At 73.8% G+C, this 16,804-nt stretch carries 17 protein-coding genes; 13 read left to right on the forward strand and 4 right to left on the reverse strand.

All coding sequences use genetic code 11. From position 1 onward, the window contains the following. The 9 genes from AB0C76_RS27065 to AB0C76_RS27105 all read left to right on the forward strand — a co-directional run. Positions 1-842, forward strand: an 842-nt coding sequence (locus AB0C76_RS27065; protein ID WP_359970543.1) for a hypothetical protein, incomplete at its 5' end; no start/stop codon positions are given. Next, positions 839-2,272, forward strand: a complete 1,434-nt coding sequence (locus tag AB0C76_RS27070; protein ID WP_359970545.1) for an NADH-ubiquinone oxidoreductase-F iron-sulfur binding region domain-containing protein — start codon at positions 839-841, stop codon at positions 2,270-2,272. The genes AB0C76_RS27065 and AB0C76_RS27070, both read left to right, overlap by 4 nt. A 111-nt stretch (positions 2,273-2,383) precedes the next feature. Continuing rightward, entirely contained in the window at positions 2,384-3,439 is a 1,056-nt protein-coding gene (locus AB0C76_RS27075) for an SCO0930 family lipoprotein (protein ID WP_359970547.1), read from the forward strand. Between the two features lie 14 nt (positions 3,440-3,453). Beyond that, positions 3,454-3,924, forward strand: coding sequence for a hypothetical protein (locus AB0C76_RS27080; protein WP_359970549.1), 471 nt, complete (start codon positions 3,454-3,456; stop codon positions 3,922-3,924). Between the two features lie 539 nt (positions 3,925-4,463). Beyond that, positions 4,464-5,285: a sigma-70 family RNA polymerase sigma factor gene (locus tag AB0C76_RS27085; RefSeq protein WP_359970551.1), complete on the forward strand. Its 822-nt coding sequence runs from the start codon at positions 4,464-4,466 to the stop codon at positions 5,283-5,285. 203 nt (positions 5,286-5,488) lie between these two features. Further along, positions 5,489-6,151 (forward strand): hypothetical protein, encoded by a 663-nt coding sequence (locus AB0C76_RS27090; protein ID WP_359970553.1) that lies wholly within the window; start codon positions 5,489-5,491, stop codon positions 6,149-6,151. Beyond that, entirely contained in the window at positions 6,144-6,518 is a 375-nt protein-coding gene (locus AB0C76_RS27095; protein WP_359970555.1) for an immunity 22 family protein, read from the forward strand. Before AB0C76_RS27090 ends, AB0C76_RS27095 begins: the two co-directional genes overlap by 8 nt. A gap of 50 nt (positions 6,519-6,568) precedes the next feature. Then, complete coding sequence (locus AB0C76_RS27100; protein WP_359970557.1) at positions 6,569-7,168, forward strand: hypothetical protein; 600 nt, start codon at positions 6,569-6,571, stop codon at positions 7,166-7,168. Positions 7,169-7,419: 251 nt separating this feature from the next. Further along, positions 7,420-7,641, forward strand: coding sequence for a hypothetical protein (locus AB0C76_RS27105; protein WP_359970558.1), 222 nt, complete (start codon positions 7,420-7,422; stop codon positions 7,639-7,641). Positions 7,642-7,660: 19 nt separating this feature from the next. On the opposite strand, the gene AB0C76_RS27110 is transcribed toward AB0C76_RS27105, so the two are convergent. The 4 genes from AB0C76_RS27110 to AB0C76_RS27125 form a co-directional block, all read right to left on the reverse strand. Continuing rightward, positions 7,661-8,557, reverse strand: coding sequence for an MBL fold metallo-hydrolase (locus AB0C76_RS27110; RefSeq protein WP_359970560.1), 897 nt, complete (start codon positions 8,555-8,557; stop codon positions 7,661-7,663). Further along, positions 8,554-9,801: an MFS transporter gene (locus AB0C76_RS27115; RefSeq protein ID WP_359970562.1), complete on the reverse strand. Its 1,248-nt coding sequence runs from the start codon at positions 9,799-9,801 to the stop codon at positions 8,554-8,556. The genes AB0C76_RS27110 and AB0C76_RS27115 overlap by 4 nt, the downstream gene beginning before the upstream one ends. An 83-nt stretch (positions 9,802-9,884) precedes the next feature. Further along, entirely contained in the window at positions 9,885-10,466 is a 582-nt protein-coding gene (locus AB0C76_RS27120) for a TetR/AcrR family transcriptional regulator (protein ID WP_359970564.1), read from the reverse strand. A gap of 354 nt (positions 10,467-10,820) precedes the next feature. Beyond that, positions 10,821-11,570: an FCD domain-containing protein gene (locus AB0C76_RS27125; RefSeq protein WP_359970566.1), complete on the reverse strand. Its 750-nt coding sequence runs from the start codon at positions 11,568-11,570 to the stop codon at positions 10,821-10,823. Positions 11,571-11,906: 336 nt separating this feature from the next. Between AB0C76_RS27125 and AB0C76_RS27130 the strand changes: the two genes are divergently transcribed. Genes AB0C76_RS27130 through AB0C76_RS27145 form a run of 4 tightly spaced genes read left to right on the forward strand, consistent with a single transcriptional unit; the run spans position 11,907 to position 16,802 of the window. After that, on the forward strand, positions 11,907-13,367 hold the full coding sequence (locus tag AB0C76_RS27130; protein ID WP_359970683.1) for an amino acid permease: 1,461 nt from the start codon (positions 11,907-11,909) through the stop codon (positions 13,365-13,367). Next, positions 13,364-14,722: a glutamine synthetase family protein gene (locus AB0C76_RS27135; RefSeq protein WP_359970567.1), complete on the forward strand. Its 1,359-nt coding sequence runs from the start codon at positions 13,364-13,366 to the stop codon at positions 14,720-14,722. The genes AB0C76_RS27130 and AB0C76_RS27135 overlap by 4 nt, the downstream gene beginning before the upstream one ends. Further along, complete coding sequence (locus AB0C76_RS27140) at positions 14,719-15,432, forward strand: gamma-glutamyl-gamma-aminobutyrate hydrolase family protein (RefSeq protein ID WP_359970569.1); 714 nt, start codon at positions 14,719-14,721, stop codon at positions 15,430-15,432. Before AB0C76_RS27135 ends, AB0C76_RS27140 begins: the two co-directional genes overlap by 4 nt. Beyond that, complete coding sequence (locus tag AB0C76_RS27145; protein WP_359970571.1) at positions 15,429-16,802, forward strand: aldehyde dehydrogenase family protein; 1,374 nt, start codon at positions 15,429-15,431, stop codon at positions 16,800-16,802. Before AB0C76_RS27140 ends, AB0C76_RS27145 begins: the two co-directional genes overlap by 4 nt. The last annotated feature ends 2 nt before the right edge of the window (positions 16,803-16,804 follow it).

Consider the following 16,804-nt stretch of genomic DNA (forward strand, 5'->3'; position numbering starts at 1 on the left):
CCCGATCGTCGAGGACGTCTCCTTCTCCGCGGACGCGCCAGGTGCGCCGCGCCGCCGTCGGGGAGCGGACGCCGGACGGGACTGCCGGAGACCGGCCCGAGCCCGGTGGCCCGGTCACCCACCGGGCGTGGAGGTTCCTCCCGCTGCTGGCGGTGGCGCTCGGCCTGACGGCCGTGATGGTGAACGGTGCGCTGCAGGCGTTCCTCGGCGTGGCCGCCGGGGTCATCACCCTGGTGTCCTTCACCTCCGCCGTCCTGTGGGGACTCACGGCGACCGACCGGCTGCTGCTGTACCCGGTCCACCGGCTGGCGGCCCAGACCATCCACCGGGCGATGGGCGTCGCCGGCGTCGTCTTCCTCGTCCTTCACGTGTGGATGAACCTGATCCAGGACCGGATCGGCGCGCTCGCGGCCTTCGTCCCGTTCGCCGATCAGCACCGGCCGGTGGTCCTGGGCCTGGGGGTCCTGGCCGGCTACCTGCTGCTGGCCGTCGCCCTCGCCGGGGCCGCCCGCGGGCTGTTGGCCAGGACCGGTGCGGCGCGCCGGTGGCGGATCGTCCACATGTGCGCCTACCCGGCGTGGGGCGCCGCGCTCTACCACGGACTGAACGCGGGCCGGCTGCCCGCCTCGTGGGTGTCCGTCCTCTACGGGGTGGCCGTGGTGGGCGTGATCATCGCCCTCGGGCTGCGATTGGCCTTCCGGGACGGCGGTAGCAAGCGCAGGCCCGGCGCCCCCGTCCGCCCGCTCGGCCCCCTGCGTCCGGGCGGCCCCGGCCGCACGCAGGGGGTGGCAGGCCGACCGCAGGGCGGCGTCGGCGCCGGACGGCGGTGGCGGGACGGATGAGCGGCGCACCGATCGCCTGGCTCGGCCGGCCGGTCCTGTTCGCGGGCCTGGAGCGGGACGAGCGCCTGGACCACCGCGCCCACCTGGTCGTCCACGGCGGGATGCCCGCGCTGCCGGCCGACGAACTGGCCGACCTCGCCGAGAACGTCGACCTGCGCGGACGGGGCGGAGCCGGCTTCCCGTTCGCCCGCAAGCTCCGGGCCGTCGTCAAGGCCGCCGCCCGCCGCCGGACCCGTCCGGTCGTGGTCGTCAACGGTACGGAAGGAGAACCGAGTTGCCTGAAGGACGCAGCGCTCCTGCTGCGCACGCCCCACCTCGTCCTGGACGGCGCCCTGCTGGCGGCCGAGGCCCTGGACGCCGAGCAGGTGACGGTCGGCGTCACCCGGGCCGACACCGAGCAGTCGCTGCGCAGGGCGCTGGCCGAGCGGCGGACGACCCGGCTGCCGGTCTCCGTCGCCAGGCTCCCCGAGCGGTTCGTCTCGGGGGAGGGGAGCGCGCTGGCCCGCGGCATCACCAGCGGCATCGCCCTCCCACGCGGCGGCGGCGTCCGGACCAGCGACAGCGGGGTCAGGGGAGTGCCGACCCTGCTGTCCAACGCCGAGACCTACGCTCAACTCGCGGTCGCGGCCCGCCTCGGGGCGCTGCCGTACCGGGAGGTCGGCACGCCGTCGGAGCCCGGCACGGTCCTGCTGACCCTCGCCGGCTCCCGGGTGGTGGAGACGCCCACCGGCGTCCCGCTCGGCGACCTGCTCGCGATGTTCGGCCTGGACGTCGGGCAGGGCGTCCTGACCGGCGGCTACCACGGCACGTGGCTGACCCCGGCGGCCGCCGCCGCGGCCGAGGTGTCGCGCGAGTCCCTCCGGAGCCTCGGCGGGGCCCTGGGCGCCGGCGCGATCCTGCCGTTGCCGCACACGACCTGCCCGCTGGGCGAGGCGCTCCGGGTCGCCCGCTGGCTGGCCGACGAGACGGCGGGCCAGTGCGGACCGTGCTACCTCGGGCTGCCCGCGCTGGTCAGAGCACTGGAGGAGGTGGTGCGGGGCGGCAGGGCCGCCCTGGACGCCGTCGAGAGCCGGATGCGGGCGGTCACCGGACGGGGGGCGTGCAGCCACCCCGACGCCGCCTCCCGGTTCGTGGCCTCGGCCCTGGAGGTCTTCGACGAGGACCTCCAACTGCACACACACCGGTACGGCTGTGGCCGCCCCGTCCAGGGCGTGCTCCCGATGCCGGCTGTGGAGAGCGCCGGAACCATCGTCGTGGACTGGACGCTCTGCGAGGCCCACGGGCTGTGCACGAGCGTCCTGCCCGAGGTCATCAGCCTGGAGGCGGACGGGTTCCCTTCCGCCGGCGTGATGCCCGTCCCGCCGCAGCTGCTCCAGCAGGCGGCCCGGGCGGTCGACCGGTGTCCCGCGCTGGCGCTGCGGATCCAGTGAGCCGCCGCGCCCGATGCCCGATGTTCCCTGCGCCACTCCTGGACCCATTTCACTCCGGGCTCGCAATTCCCCGAAACACCACGCTCCACCGATGGAAAGGCAAGGAAGACCTTGACGACGACAACGAAGCGGTACGGCCTGGTGGCGCTCTGCCTCCTCCTGGCCGGCCTCGTGCTCATGGCGGCCTTCGGGAACGGCAGTGGCAACGCCTACCCGTCCGCCGGGGCCAACGACCCCGGACAGCTGGCCGGCGCGACGGCGCCGGCCCCCGCCGGGGCCTACGGCTCGTACGGCGACTACGGGTCGTCGGCCTCCGCCTCGCCCTCGTCGGCCGGCAGCGGCTCGCCGGGCGGGCAGCTGGCCGTCCGGGTGGACGAGAAGCTGGGCTCCGTCCTGACGGACGGCCAGGGCTTCACGCTCTACCGGTTCGACAAGGACTCGGCCAAGCCGCCGATGTCGAACTGCTCCGGCGGGTGTGCCACCACCTGGCCGCCCGTCGTCAAGGACGGGAGCACCATGGCCGGCACCGGCATCGACTCGGCCAAGCTCGGTGAGATCGTCCGGGCCGACGGCACGCACCAGCTGACGGTCGGCGGCTGGCCGGCCTACCGCTACGCGCAGGACACCGCGCCCGGCGACACCAAGGGCGAGGGCGTGGGCGGCACGTGGCACGCGCTTGCGCCGGACGGGTCGAAGGCCACCGGCGCGGGCGCCCAGGCGACCCCGTCGGCGACGGCCACGGCCACGGGCACGGGCATGGGGACCGGCACCCCGATGCCGCAGCCGTCCCAGCAGCCCCCGGCCGGACTTCAGCTCTCGATCTTCGTCCACCCCCAGCTCGGCCCGATCATGGTGGACGCCAACGGCCGTACCCTGTACCACTTCGGGAAGGACACCGCCTGGCCCATGCGCTCCAACTGCGAGGGTGACTGCCTGAAGACGTGGATGCCCGCGGCGCCCGTGGACCCGGCCAAGATCAAGGGCGTGGACCCGAAGCTCGTCGGCAAGATGCAGCGCCCGGACGGCACCTGGCAGCTGAGCATCAACTGCACGCCCGCGTACGTCTACTCGGGCGACAAGGGCTACGGCGACGCCCTCGGCAACGGCATGGCCGAGAACCAGTGGACGGCCATCAACCCGCAGGGCAAGCCGGCGACGGGCAAGTGAGGATCCCGGGCGCCGTGCTCGGGCCGGCCGGGAACAGCCGGCGCGTCCGCACCGCGCTCCAGTGGGCCGCTCTGATCCTCCTGCTCGTGCTCGGTTCCGTCGAACTCCTCTGGGGCAACGGCGGGTTGGCCGGCGCCTCGCAGGCGGCGCCGAGCCCCGGCGGGACCTCCGGCGCGAGCTCCGTGGAGGCACTGGCCCGGCGGATCGGCTGCACGGCCGAGATCACCACCGACGCGGCGGACCTGCGCCAGGGTCTGTGCACCTCCGGAGACGAGGAGATCTGGATCGCCACCTTCCCGACGCCGCGTGCCAAGGACGCCTGGATCGAGGAGGCCAAGGCGTACGGGGGCTCGTACCTCGTGGGTGACGGGTGGGTGGTCGTGCTGTCCGACGCCACCGCGGACCTCCTGCACGGGCTGCTCGGCGGAACGGTCGTCGGCGGCGCCGACCACACCGGCGCGCACACGCACACGGGAGGTGGGTGACCGGCGACAACAGTGAACGACAGGGCGAGGGTTCCCACCGGTGTCGGGCCGGTGGGAACCCTCGCCCCGTTGTCCACCGGTGCGACATGTGTGCCACGTCGAATTCGACACACGGCAACTGGCACAGTGTCATGAATCGGTCGGGGCAGCGTCGTTCACTCATGCGAATGCCGTATGACCTTTTCTGTTATCCGTGGCCGCCGCGCTTGACGAGACCTCGCCACGGTGCCGGGGAGCGCCGCCACGGGTCATCGGGGCGGCTCCGGCACCACCCCGGGGGCGTCCGTCGCCCCGCACACGGATTTCCCCCATTCGGATCCGGAATCACCGGGCGTGCGGAGGTTTTCGGACGGTTGCCCGGAAACCCGTGGGACTGGTGTGCTGTGGCCCTTCCCGCCACACCGTCCCGACGGCCCCGGCACCGGACCGCCGTCGCGCCCTTAGTCCGGGCGGTTCCCCCGTGCGGGCCCCTGCTGCTGTCACACCGGCCGGGCCCGCGGACTCCCCGCCGGACGAAGGCCACAGCCGAGGAGGACCAGGTGACCCTGCTGACCAGCACCCGCGAACCGGGACTGAGCGACCTGAGCGACGCCGAACTCGCGGAGGTGCTCACCGCACCGGCCCCGGCCGGCGGCTCGCGCATCAGGGAGGTCATGGCCGAGGTGTTCACCCGGCACCACGGCGCGGTGCTCGCCTACGCCCGCCGCTTCTGCCGCGACCAGCAGACGGCCCAGGACCTCGCCGCCGAGGCCTACGCCAGCACCTACCAGTCCGTGGCCCGCGGCCGCGGCCCGCGCCACGCCTGGCGCCCCTACCTCCAGGCCTGCGTCCGCCGCACCGCCATGGAGTGGAGCGCCCAGACCCGGGACCGCATCGTGCTGGCGGCCGACTTCCACACCTGGGCGGAGTGCCTGGCCGACGAGGCCGGGACCGACGACGCGCTGCTCGCGGCCGAGGAGACGGCCCTGATAGCCGGCGCCTACCGCGCCCTGCCCGAGCGGTGGCAGGTGCTGCTGTGGTTCTTCGTCGTGGAGGGGGAGTCGGCCGCCACCGTCGCGCAGCGGATGAGCATGACCCCGAGCGGTGTGCGTTCCCTCGCGGCCCGCGCCCGCGCGGGACTGCGCGAGGCCTACCTGAGCGCGCACGAGGGCGAGGGGGCCGGGAAGGAGTGCCGGTACTTCACGTCGGTGCTGACCGGCGACGCCCGGCGGCCGGGCCGCCGCCGGGGCCGCGAGCTGGCCCGCCACCTGCGGGAGTGCCCCGGCTGCGGGCGGGTCGCCGAACAGTTCCGCCGCGCCAACTCCAGCCTCGGGACGTCGACCCTGGTGCCCCTCCGGGCCGTGCCGGTGGGCCCGCGCTGAGCCCGGTGCAGGCGCGTCCCCACCCGGAGGCCCGCGGAGGCGGGCGACATCCCCGGGGCCCGCAAAAGGAGTGTGAGGCCACGTGCCGCGCGTGTTGTACTTGCTGCATGGGGGGTGACGACGGCCGGATGCGCTTGCGGGTGACGAGCCATCCCGTTGCCGTTCCCGGGGCCCGGCTCAGCCGGATCCTGAACACCGGTCCCATGCTCCGCAACACGTGCGTGTACCCGCCCGACCACCAGGTCGGGTACCTCAACGCGAGCCGCGCCGATCTGCTCCGGCTCGGCGCTCTGTTCCGCGTCGCCGCGACGAGCCCGCACAGCGCGGTGTACGTCCCGGTCCCGCCCGATGCCCGACCGATGACCTTCGGTGACCGCGACACCCGTCCGCTGCCGGTGCTCCTGGCTCGTGATGACACGGAACTGCGGCCTTCCGACTGGCCGGACCTGCGGCACGGTATGCGGCGCGCCTCGGTGCCCTTGAGAGTGACCGCCCCGGCGGCGCGACCTCCCGACCGTCCCGACGACGTCCGCCGCCGAGCCGATCGTCGCCCCGCCCGCTTCACCGAGCACGCCGCGACGATCGTCATCACGGCCCCTGCCGAGCTCCTGTTCCGGATCGGCGACTGGCTCACGGCCGTCGGCGACCGCGTGGCCCAGGACCCCCGCGTCCATCGGCACGGCGAGGGTTTCCTCGGCGACATGGTCGGCTTCTTCGACCCCGAGGGCACCGACCGGCCCATGCACGCGTTCTGCGTCGTCGCCGTCGAGCCGATCTTCCACCGGGCCCGCTGGCGGGAGCGGGCGACCCACGGACGCGACCACGGCGAACCCGTCGGCGACGGGCGAGGATCGTCGGGTGACTGAAAGCGGCGTCGTCCACGTCTTCCTCTCCCGCGGTCGGTTCTCGTCGTTCGAGGACATCCGTGACCACGTCGACCCGGAGTGGTCGGAGAACGGGGACGCGACGCCGTCCCCGTTCATGACGGAGGCGGGCATCGCCGAGCTCGAACCGATGTGCGTCGAAGCCGTTCACGCGCGGGAGGAGGGCCACTGCGCTCCGGTCGTGCCCGAGGTGCTCCTGCGCGGGGCCTCGTACGCCGACCAGTGGTTGTCACAGGTGGAGTCCACCGAGTCGGCCGACGCCGCGATCTGCGTCTACGCTCCCGCCGTCGTCACCACCCCGCACGGCACCGCTCTGCACTACCTCGGCCGGTTCACGTATCGGGCCTGAGGGGGCCTCCCGGGTGTGCTGCCGCTCAGGTGCACCAGAACAGGAACGGTTTGCAGCTGGGTGTGGCCGTCGGGTGCTGGGTGGCGGAGGGCTGCGGGGCGGGACCGGTGTTCGGCGTGGTCGTGCTCGGAGCCGGCTTCGGGGGCGGCGGGTCCGCCGGGGGAGGGGGCGCGGCGGAGGACGTGGCCGGGCCCGACGGGGACGCCGCGGCGGATGTGGTGCTGCTGGACGGCTTCGGCCGGGTGCTGGAGGCCGACGGCTGCGGGCGGGCGGTGGTCGCGGCCGTGGTGGTGGCCGGCGCCGGTGCGGCAGGGACGGCCGGTGCCGGCGCGTCGTTCCGCGACGGTGACCCGGTGCCGGCGGAGGCCGGGGTCACCGCACCGTCCGAGTTGCCGCCGGCCAGCAGCACGGTGGCCAGCCCGCAGACCACCACCCCGGCCGCCGACACCGCCAGGACCCGACCCCGCGTCCGGCCGCCCCGCCGCCGGGCCGACCGTCGTGCCGACTGGCGCGACGGCGCGGCGGACGGGACCTCGATCGGCCGGGTGGGTTCCCGGCCCGCACCCTCCCCGGTCGTGGCCTCGGCGGCCCGGCCGCAGCCGGGGCAGGAGAGCGCGCCGTTGAGGTGGCGTCGGCAGGGGGTGCAGTAACTCATGGGATCTTTTCCGTAGGTGCGGCATGACCGGGATCCCGGCGGTGACTGCCATGCCGCCCACAGGCCGGACCGGATCGGATCGGATGCGAGCGTACGCAGACCGGACCGCTTCGCGACACCCGGCCGACGCGAGACTTCTGCGGGGGTCGGGTGTCGTTCGTGTGAGGGCGTGTTCGTCCGAGCGCGCTGCGTTGGAGTGCCCCCGCCCCCCCGGGTCAGTGCGGCGCGGTCCCGGAACGGGCCCTGGTGGAGTCCGCACTCGGCGGCGGAGCCCGCACCGAGGAGACCATCACCGCCATCCGCGACATCGCCGAGCGGCGCGGCGTCCCGGAGAGCATGACGGCGGACATGCGGCGCTGCGCACGCGAGGCCGCCACCGAGGCCGCCGGGTGGCGTTCGCGGTGGCGGGAGGAAGCCGTCGCGTTCTTCGAGTACCTGCCGAGGTGGAGCGTCGAACGCACCAGGTGAGCCGTGTCCGGCGCCTGCGTCAGGCCGCCCTGGGCGGGAGTTCGCCGGCGGGCTCGGCGTGGAGGCGGTAGTGGCCGTTCTCGGGGTGGACGGTGCCGGCGGTGGGGTGCGGGAAGTGGGTGCCCAGGAGCAGGGCGTCGGTGTCGGCCAGGGCTTCGAGCATCGCGGCGCGGGTGCGGATCGCCTGGGCGGAGTTGACGTCGACGCAGCTGTGCACGTGGGGGTGCGAGAGCTGGACGGGGTGGTGGATGCTGTCGCCGGTGATCAGGGCGCGGCGGGCGGTGCCGCGCAGTTCCACGGCCACCTGGCCCGGGGTGTGGCCGGGGGCCGGGACCAGGTGGACACCGGGGGCCACCTCGCGGCCCTGCCCGGGGACGTCCACGGGGTGGTACAGCCCGGCGTCGTGGACGGGGTGGACGGAGTCGCGGAACATCTGGGTGCGGGCCTCGTCCAGGTCGGTGGCGGCCCAGTGGTCCCATTCGGTGCGACTGGTGAGGTAGCGGGCGTTGGGGAAGGTGGGGACCCACTCCCCGCCGTCGAGGCGGGTGTTCCAGCCGACGTGGTCGGTGTGCAGGTGCGTGGTGACCACCAGGTCGACGGTCTCGGGCGGGAAGCCGGCGGCCGTCAGGCGGTCGAGGAAGTCGGTGTCGAGGCCGTTCCAGGCCGGGTTGGCGCGGGTCTTGCCGTTGCCGATGCCGGTGTCCACGACGATCCGCAGCCCGCCGGCCTCCAGCGCGAAGCTGTGGCTCGCCAGGCGGGGGACGTCGGCGTCGGCGAAGTCGGGGCGCAGCCACGGCGCTTCGTCCAGCACTTCCCTGGTGGCGGCGGGCAGCAGCCAGGGGCCGGTCTGGCGGGGCAGTTCGATCTCGTCGACGCGGCGGACGGTGATGTCGCCGAGGTTCCAGCCGGTGTTCATCGGTGGGTCCTTTCGAAGTGGTGCGGGGCCGGGCGGTGCTGCCGCGCGGCGTGGGTGAGGCCGGTGGCGGCCAGCAGGACGACGGTCGCGGCGTAGACGGCGACGGCGGTCCGCAGGCCGTAGAGGTTGGTGAGCAGCCCGGCGAGGACGGCGGGGATGCTCATCGAGAGGTAGCTGAGGACGTAGTAGGCGGCGAGGGTCCCGGCGCGTTCGTCGGGGGCGGCCTGGGGGAGCAGCAGGCGCAGTGCTCCCTGGGTGACGGCGCCGAAGCCCGTACCGGCCAGGGCGGCGCCCGCGAACAGGGCGGACAGGCTGTGCAGTTGGGGGCCGCTCAGGGTGAGCAGGGCGCCCGGGACCAGGAGCGCGGTGCCGGCGAGGTTGACGGTGCGGGCGGGCAGTGCCCGGGCGGCGTGGGCGGCGAGGCCGGCGGCGGCCGCCATGGTGAAGAAGACCAGGCCGCCGGTGGCGCGGGCGGCGTGCGGGGCGATGAGCCGGGCCAGCGAGGGGCCGAGGGAGGAGTAGAAGCCGCCCAGGGCCCAGGCGGCGACGACGCCGGGCACGGCGAGGGCGAAGGCCGGCCGGGAGGCGGGGGAGACGGCGACCGCGGGGCGCAGGGAGCGCCAGACGCCGGGGTGGGGGCGTGCGGTTTCGGGGGTGAGCAGGACGGTGGCCGCCTGGGCGGTGAAGAGCACGAGCAGCAGCAGGTAGACCGTCCGTGTCGGGGCGGGGGCGTACTGCACGAGGGCGGTCGCGGCCAGGACGCCGGCCGCCATGCCGGCCACGGGGGTGATCCCGTTGGCGGCCGTGGCACGGCCCGGGCGGTCGGGGTCCTCGAAGTCGAGCAGGGCGGCTCCGGCGGCGCCGGTGGCCACGCCGGTGGCGAGGCCTTGCAGGATCCGGGCGGCGACCAGCGCGGGCACGCCCTGGGCGGTGGCGAAGAGGGCCATGGCGACGGCTTCGACGACCAGCGCCCCGGCGAGGACCGGGCGGCGGCCGAGGTGGTCCGAGAGCGTTCCCGCGGTCAGGAGCGCCACCAGCAGGGCGAGGGCGTAGGTGCTGAAGACGACGGTGAGCGTCATGGCCGAGAAGTGCCAGGCGGCCTGGTAGAGCGCGTAGACCGGGGTCGGCGCGCTGGAGGCGGCCAGCAGGCCGACCAGGACCGAGGCGTGGAGCGGGAAGGCGCCGCGGCGGCTCAGCACGGGCGGACGGCGGGGGCCGGACGGTAAGGCGGTGACGCTGGACATGGGAGCACCTCTGAGCCTTAAGGCGAATGCTTTGCGTTAAGCACTCTAGGCTCGCGCCTTCCCGAAACGCAAATACTTAGCTTTTACGTGAGAGCGGGGGGCGGTGCGATCCGGCTGAGCGCCGTCGCCACCAGGTGGTCCGTGTAGGCGGCCGACAGGTCCGAGGGGCGGAACAGGATCCGGTACATCAGGGGGGAGACGACGACGTCCAGCAGGCTCTCCACGTCGGGCACGGCCTCCCCGCGCCCGGCCGCCCGCACCCCGATCGCCTTCAACTGCTCGGCGGCGTAGTCGGAGCAGCGCGCCGCGTTGCCGTGCTCGGGATCGCCCAGCAGCGCGTCGCGGATGTACGCGAGGCCCGCCGTCGAGGACATCTCCTCGGCGAACTGCGCCGCCCACGCCTCCAGGTCCGCCCGCAGGCTCCCGTGGTCGGTCGGCGGGGCGTCGGGGCGCAGCCGCTCCACGGCCACGTCCGACAGGAGTTCCCGCAGGTCCCCCCAGCGCCGGTAGACGGTGGACGGCGTGACGCCCGCGCGGGCGGCGATCAGGGGCACGGTGAGGGCGTCCCGGCCCAGTTCCGCTTCGAGATCGCGGACCGCCTGGTGGACGGACTGCTGGACGCGGGCGCTGCGCCCCCCGGGGCGTGTGGTCGGTCGGGCACTCATGGGGACAGACTAACGCGAAGGAGTTGCGTCCGGGTCGGACGGGCGGCTCGCCCAACGGGAGTGGGGCCGCCATGGTGTCCGTGGGGGAGAGGCGCGGCAGCGCGTGCGCCCGGGCCTTCACGGGCCGGAGCGAGAAGCTGGAGCGCTTCATCCCGGCCACCGACGAGCCCGTCTCGTCCCGGGAGGCCGCCGCGCGCCGCGTTCGGCCAGGCCGTGCGCGAAGCGCTGACGCGCTGGCGCGACCCGGGCGCCTTCGCCGCCTGTGCGCTGATGCGGGCCCGTCCGCGGCCGACCTCGCCGCTCCCGTCGAGGAGTTGCGGGCCGGCACCGGCCCGCGGTCGCCCCGTAAGGGCCTCAGGCGAGGAAGCCGCGCAGGAGCGCCGCCGTAGCGGCGAGGTGCTCCTCGGTGGCGCGGCGTGCGGCGTGGCCGTCGCCGTCGAGGATCGCCCGCACCATCGCCCGGTGCTGCTCGGCGGCGTGCTCGATGTTGCGGTCCAGCATGGGGATCGCGTTGAGCAGGTCGTTGAGCCGCATCCGGGCCTCGGCGATGGCCGCGGCGAGGGTGGGCGAGCCGGTGAGCTCGCCGATGGCGAGGTGGAAGCGCGAGTCCAGCTGGCGGTACTGCTCCGCCGGGGCCTCCTCCAGTTCCGTCAGCCGGCTCTCCAGGTGGGCCCGCTGCTCGGGGGAGAGGGAGCGCCGGGCGGCGGCCTCGGCGGCGCCGACCTCCAGGACCTGGCGGTAGGTCAGCGCGTCCTCCAGCGCGCCGCCGAGATCGCGGGCGGCGCGGCGCAGGTCGTCGACGTCCGGCTCGGGCATCCGGTAGGTGACGAAGGTGCCGCCGTAGCGGCCGCGCCGGGGCTCGACGCAGTCGGCCTGCTGGAGCGTGCGGAGGGCCTCGCGCAGGGTGTCGCGGCTGACGCCGAGCCGGGCGGCGAGGTCGCGTTCGGCGGGCAGTCGGTCGCCGGGGCCGAAGACGCCGAGCTTGATCGCCTGGAGCAGCCGTTCGACGGTCTCCTCGAAGGCGTTGCCGGTCCGCACCGGGCGGAAGATCGCCCCGGCCTGCCAGTCGAGCCGCGCCCGCTCGCGTGTTTCGTCGACGTCCACGCCGGAATCGTACCTACGAACGGGATTCCCGTACTCGTTCCCACCTCGCCCTTGACGCGGCCCCGGTCCAGCCGGAACGATGCTGCTCACCCACCCAATGGACTGATTCCAGACCATTGAAGAGCCGTCCGACCGTCGAACCCGCCGGGGCGAGCGCGCCACGCCGTCGTGGCCGCGTGCACCCCGGCACACCCTCAACCCCCAGGGGTGCCCATGACCGACGCACGCTCACCCGACCACCCTGGCCCCGCCGTGTTTCCGGTGGACTCCTCCCCCGTTTCCGCCGACGAACAACGCCTCCGCGAGCTGGGCTACACCCAGGAGCTGGCCCGCTCGATGTCGGGCTTCTCCAACTTCGCCGTCTCCTTCTCCATCGTCTCGATCCTCTCCGGCTGCCTGACCCTGTACGGGACGGGGATGAAGACCGGCGGCCCGGCCCTGATCATCTGGGGCTGGCCGGTGGTCGGCCTGCTGACGCTCTGCGTCGGCCTCGCGATGGCCGAGATCTGCTCCAGTTACCCGACGGCCGGCGGGCTCTACTACTGGTCCGCCAAGCTGAGTCGAACGAGTGGCCCGGCCTGGAGCTGGTTCACCGGCTGGTTCAACTTCCTCGGCCAGGTCGCGGTGACCGCCAGCGTCGACTACGGCGCCGCCTTCTTCACCAACGCGTTCCTCGACCTCCGCTTCGGCGTCGCGGCCACCCCCGCGCACACCATGGAGATCTTCGCGGTCATCCTGCTGGTGCACGGCCTGCTCAACACCTTCGGGGTGCGCCTGGTCGCGCTCCTCAACAGCGTGTCCGTGTGGTGGCACCTGGTGGGCGTCGCGGTCATCGTCGGCGCGCTCGCGTTCCTCCCCGAGCGGCACGCCTCCGTCTCCTTCGTCCTCACCGAGTTCGTCAACCAGACCGGCTTCCACAACCAGTTCTACGTCGCGATGCTCGGCCTGCTGATGGCCCAGTACACCCTCACCGGCTACGACGCCTCGGCCCACATGACGGAGGAGACCCAGGACGCCGCCCGCTCCGGCCCGCGCGGCATCGTCAACGCCATCACCGTCTCCCTGGTCGCGGGCTGGATCCTGCTGCTCGGCATCACCTTCGCGATCCGCGACTACGACGGCGCGCTCGACAGCGACACCCAGGTCCCGCCCGCACAGATCTTCATCGACGCGATCGGCTCCGGCGGCGCCCAGTTCCTGCTGCTCATCGTCATCGGCGCCCAGTTCTTCTGCGGCATGGCGTCCGTCACGGCCAACTCCCGCATGATCTACGCCTTCTCCCGCGACGGCGCGTTGCCCGGCTCCCGCCTCTGGCACCGCATCTCGCCGCGCACCCAGACCCCGACCAACGCGGTCTGGCTGGCCACCGGCGGCGCCCTGCTGCTCGGACTGCCCGCGCTCTGGAACACCACCGCCTACACGGCCGTGACCTCGATCTCCGTGATCGGCCTCTACATCTCCTACGTCATCCCGGTGTACCTGCGGCTGCGCCAGGGCGAGGACTTCCCGCGCGGCCCCTGGCACCTGGGCCGCTGGAGCCGGCCGATCGGCGTCGTCGCCGTCCTCTGGACGGCGGTGATCACGGTCCTGTTCATGCTGCCCACCGCCAGCCCGATCACCGCCGAGAGCTTCAACTACACCCCCGTCGCCGTGGTCGTCGTGGTCGGTTTCGCCGGCGCGTGGTGGCTGGCCTCCGCCCGGCACTGGTTCACCGGGCCCCACGTCGGGGCCTTGCCCGCCGCAGCGACCGCGCGGTCCACGCCCGACGCCCCGGACACCGAACTGGAGACCCGATGACCACCCCCCGGCTCACCCTCGACGAGCTGCGCACCCGCGTCGCCGACGGGTCCGTCGACACCGTCGTGCTCGCCATGACCGACATGCAGGGGCGCCTCCAGGGCAAGCGCGTCGCCGCCGAGTACTTCCTCGACGACGTCGTGCCCGGAGCCGCCGAGGGCTGCGGCTACCTGCTGGCCGTCGACGTCGACATGAACACCGTCGAAGGGTACGAGATCTCCTCGTGGGAGAACGGCTACGGTGACCTGACCCTGCGCCCCGACCTCGCCACCCTGCGGTCCGTCCCCTGGCACCCCGCCACCGTCATGGTCCAGTGCGACGTCGTCCACCACGACGGCACCCCGGTCGCCGTCTCCCCGCGCCAGGTCCTCCGGCGCCAGCTGGACCGCCTGGCCGGCTACGGCTGGCAGGCCCAGGCCGCCACCGAGCTGGAGTTCATCGTCTTCCGGGACAGCTACGAACAGGCCTGGGACAAGGACTACACCCGGCTCACCCCGGCGAACCAGTACAACGTCGACTACTCCATCCTCGGCACGGGGCGCATCGAGCCCCTCCTGCGCCGCCTCCGCAACGGCATGGCCGGCGCCGGCCTCACCGTCGAATCCGCCAAGGGCGAGTGCAACCTCGGCCAGCACGAGATCGCCTTCAAGTACGCCGACGCCCTCACCACCTGCGACAACCACGCCGTCTACAAGACCGGCGCCAAGGAGATCGCCGCCCAGGAGGGCTGCAGCCTCACGTTCATGGCGAAGTACGACGAACGCGAGGGCAACTCCTGCCACATCCACCTGAGCCTGCGCGACGAGCAGGGCGCCCCGGTGTTCGCCGGCGACCGCCCGCACGGCTTCTCCCGCACCATGGAGCACTTCCTCGCCGGCCAGCTCGCCTGCCTCGCCGACTTCGCCCTGCTGTTCGCCCCCACCGTCAACTCCTACAAGCGTTACGTCCCCGGCAGCTTCGCGCCCACCGCCATCGCCTGGGGCCGCGACAACCGCACCTGCGCCCTGCGCGTCGTCGGCCACGGCCCGTCGCTGCGCTTCGAGAACCGCGTCCCCGGCGGCGACGTCAACCCCTATCTCGCGGTCGCCGCCCTGATCGCCGCCGGACTGCACGGCGTCGAGCAACAACTCGAACTCCAACCGGAGTTCACCGGCAACGCGTACGCCTCCGACGCGCCCCGGGTGCCCGCCACCCTGCGCGACGCGGTCGACGCCTTCGAGCGCAGCGCCGTCGCCACCGAGGCCTTCGGCAAGGACGTCGTCCGGCACTACACGCACGCCGGACGCACCGAACTCGCCTCCTACGAGCGAGCGGTGACCGACTGGGAGCGGCGCCGCGGATTCGAGCGGCTGTGACCCACGACGACCGCCGGCGACCGCTCATCGGGATCAGCAGCTACCAGGACGACGCCGCCTGGTCCGTCTGGAACCAGCGCGCCTCCCTCGTGCCCCAGACGTACGTCGACGCCGTCGTCCGCGCGGGCGGCACCCCGGTGCTGCTGCCGCCCCAGCCCGGCGGGACCGGCCACCTCCTCGACGCCCTCGACGGACTCGTCCTCGCGGGCGGACCGGACGTCGACCCGGCCCGCTACGCGGCGACCCCCGACCCGCGAACCGGACCGCCCCACCACGCCCGCGACGACTGGGAGAGCCGACTCCTCGGCGCCGCCCTCACCCGGGACCTGCCGGTGCTCGGCGTCTGCCGCGGCATGCAGCTGCTCAACGTCGAACTCGGCGGCACCCTCCTCCAGCACCTGCCCGACGACAGCCACCAGATCGTCCCCGCCCGCTTCGTCCGCCACCGGGTCGGCCTGGCGGACGGCAGCCGGCTCGCCGCCGTCCTGGGGCCCGCCACCGAGGTCTCCTGCTACCACCACCAGGCCGTCGACCGGATCGGCACCGGCCTTCAGGCCACCGCGCACAGTGCCGATGGCACAGTCGAGGCGCTCGAACTGACCGGCCACCGCTTCGCCCTGGGCGTCCAGTGGCACCCGGAGACCGATCCCGACGACCTGCGCCTGTTCCACGCGTTCATCACCGCCAGCCAGAGGGAGACCGCCCGATGACCGAACCGGACCTCTTCGAGGTCGTCAACCCCGCCACCGAGGAGGTGATCACCACCGTCGAACTGGCCGGCCTCGCCGAGACCGACGCCGCCGTCGCCCGCGCCCGTGCCGCCTTCGACACCTGGCGCCGGGTGGCCCCCGCCGACCGCGCCCGGCTGCTGCGCGCCTTCGCCGCCGCCGTCGACGCCGACCGCGAGCACCTCGCCGCCCTGGAGGTCGCCAACGCCGGCCACACCATCGGCAACGCCCGCTGGGAGGCGGGCAACGCGCGGGACGTCATCGAGTACTACGCCGCCGCCCCCGAGCGCCTGTTCGGCCGACAGATCCCCGTCGCCGGCGGCATCGACGTCACCTTCCAGGAACCGATCGGCGTCGTCGGGGTCATCGTGCCCTGGAACTTCCCCATGCCGATCGCCGCCTGGGCCCTCGCCCCGGCGCTCGCCGCCGGCAACACCGTCATCCTCAAACCGGCCGAGCTCACCCCGCTCACCGCGCTGCGCCTCGGCGAACTCGCCGTGGCGGCCGGGATCCCCGAGGGCGTGCTCCAGGTCCTGCCCGGCCGCGGCCCGGTCGTCGGACAGCGCTTCGTCACCCACCCCGACGTGCGCAAGGTCGTGTTCACCGGCTCGACGGGGGTGGGCAAGGAGATCATGGCGGGCTGCGCCGCCCAGGTGAAGCCCGTCACCCTCGAACTCGGCGGCAAGAGCGCCAACATCGTCTTCGCCGACGCCGACCTCGCCAAGGCCGCCGCGACCGCGCCCTACGCCGTCTTCGACAACGCCGGCCAGGACTGCTGCGCCCGCTCCCGGATCCTCGTCGAGGCCTCCGTGTTCGACGACTTCCTGGCACTCCTGGAGCCGGCCGTCCGCGGGGTCCGGGTCGGTGACCCGAGCGACGAGAAGACCGAGATGGGCCCGCTGATCTCGGCCGCCCACCGCGAGCGGGTCGCCTCGTACGTCCCGGACGCGTCGGCCGTCGCCTTCCGCGGCAACACCCCCGACGGGCCCGGCTTCTGGTACCCGCCGACGGTCCTCGCGCCCGTGCGGCACGACGACCGCGCCTTCACCGAGGAGATCTTCGGCCCGGTCGTCGCCGTCGTCCCCTTCCGCGACGAGGAGGACGCCCTGCGCATCGCCAACGCCACCGCGTACGGCCTGTCCGGCTCCATCTGGACCCGGGACCTCGGCCGCGCCCTGCGGGTCTCGCGCGGCGTCGAGGCCGGCAACCTCTCCGTCAACTCGCACTCCTCGGTGCGCTACACCACGCCGTTCGGCGGCTTCAAGCAGTCCGGCCTCGGCCGCGAGCTCGGCCCGGACGCCCTCGACGCCTTCACCCAGACCAAGAACGTCTTCATCTCCACGGAGGAATGATC

Origin of the sequence: Kitasatospora sp. NPDC048722 (genome assembly GCF_040650235.1) — a bacterium.
Classification (GTDB): domain Bacteria; phylum Actinomycetota; class Actinomycetes; order Streptomycetales; family Streptomycetaceae; genus Kitasatospora.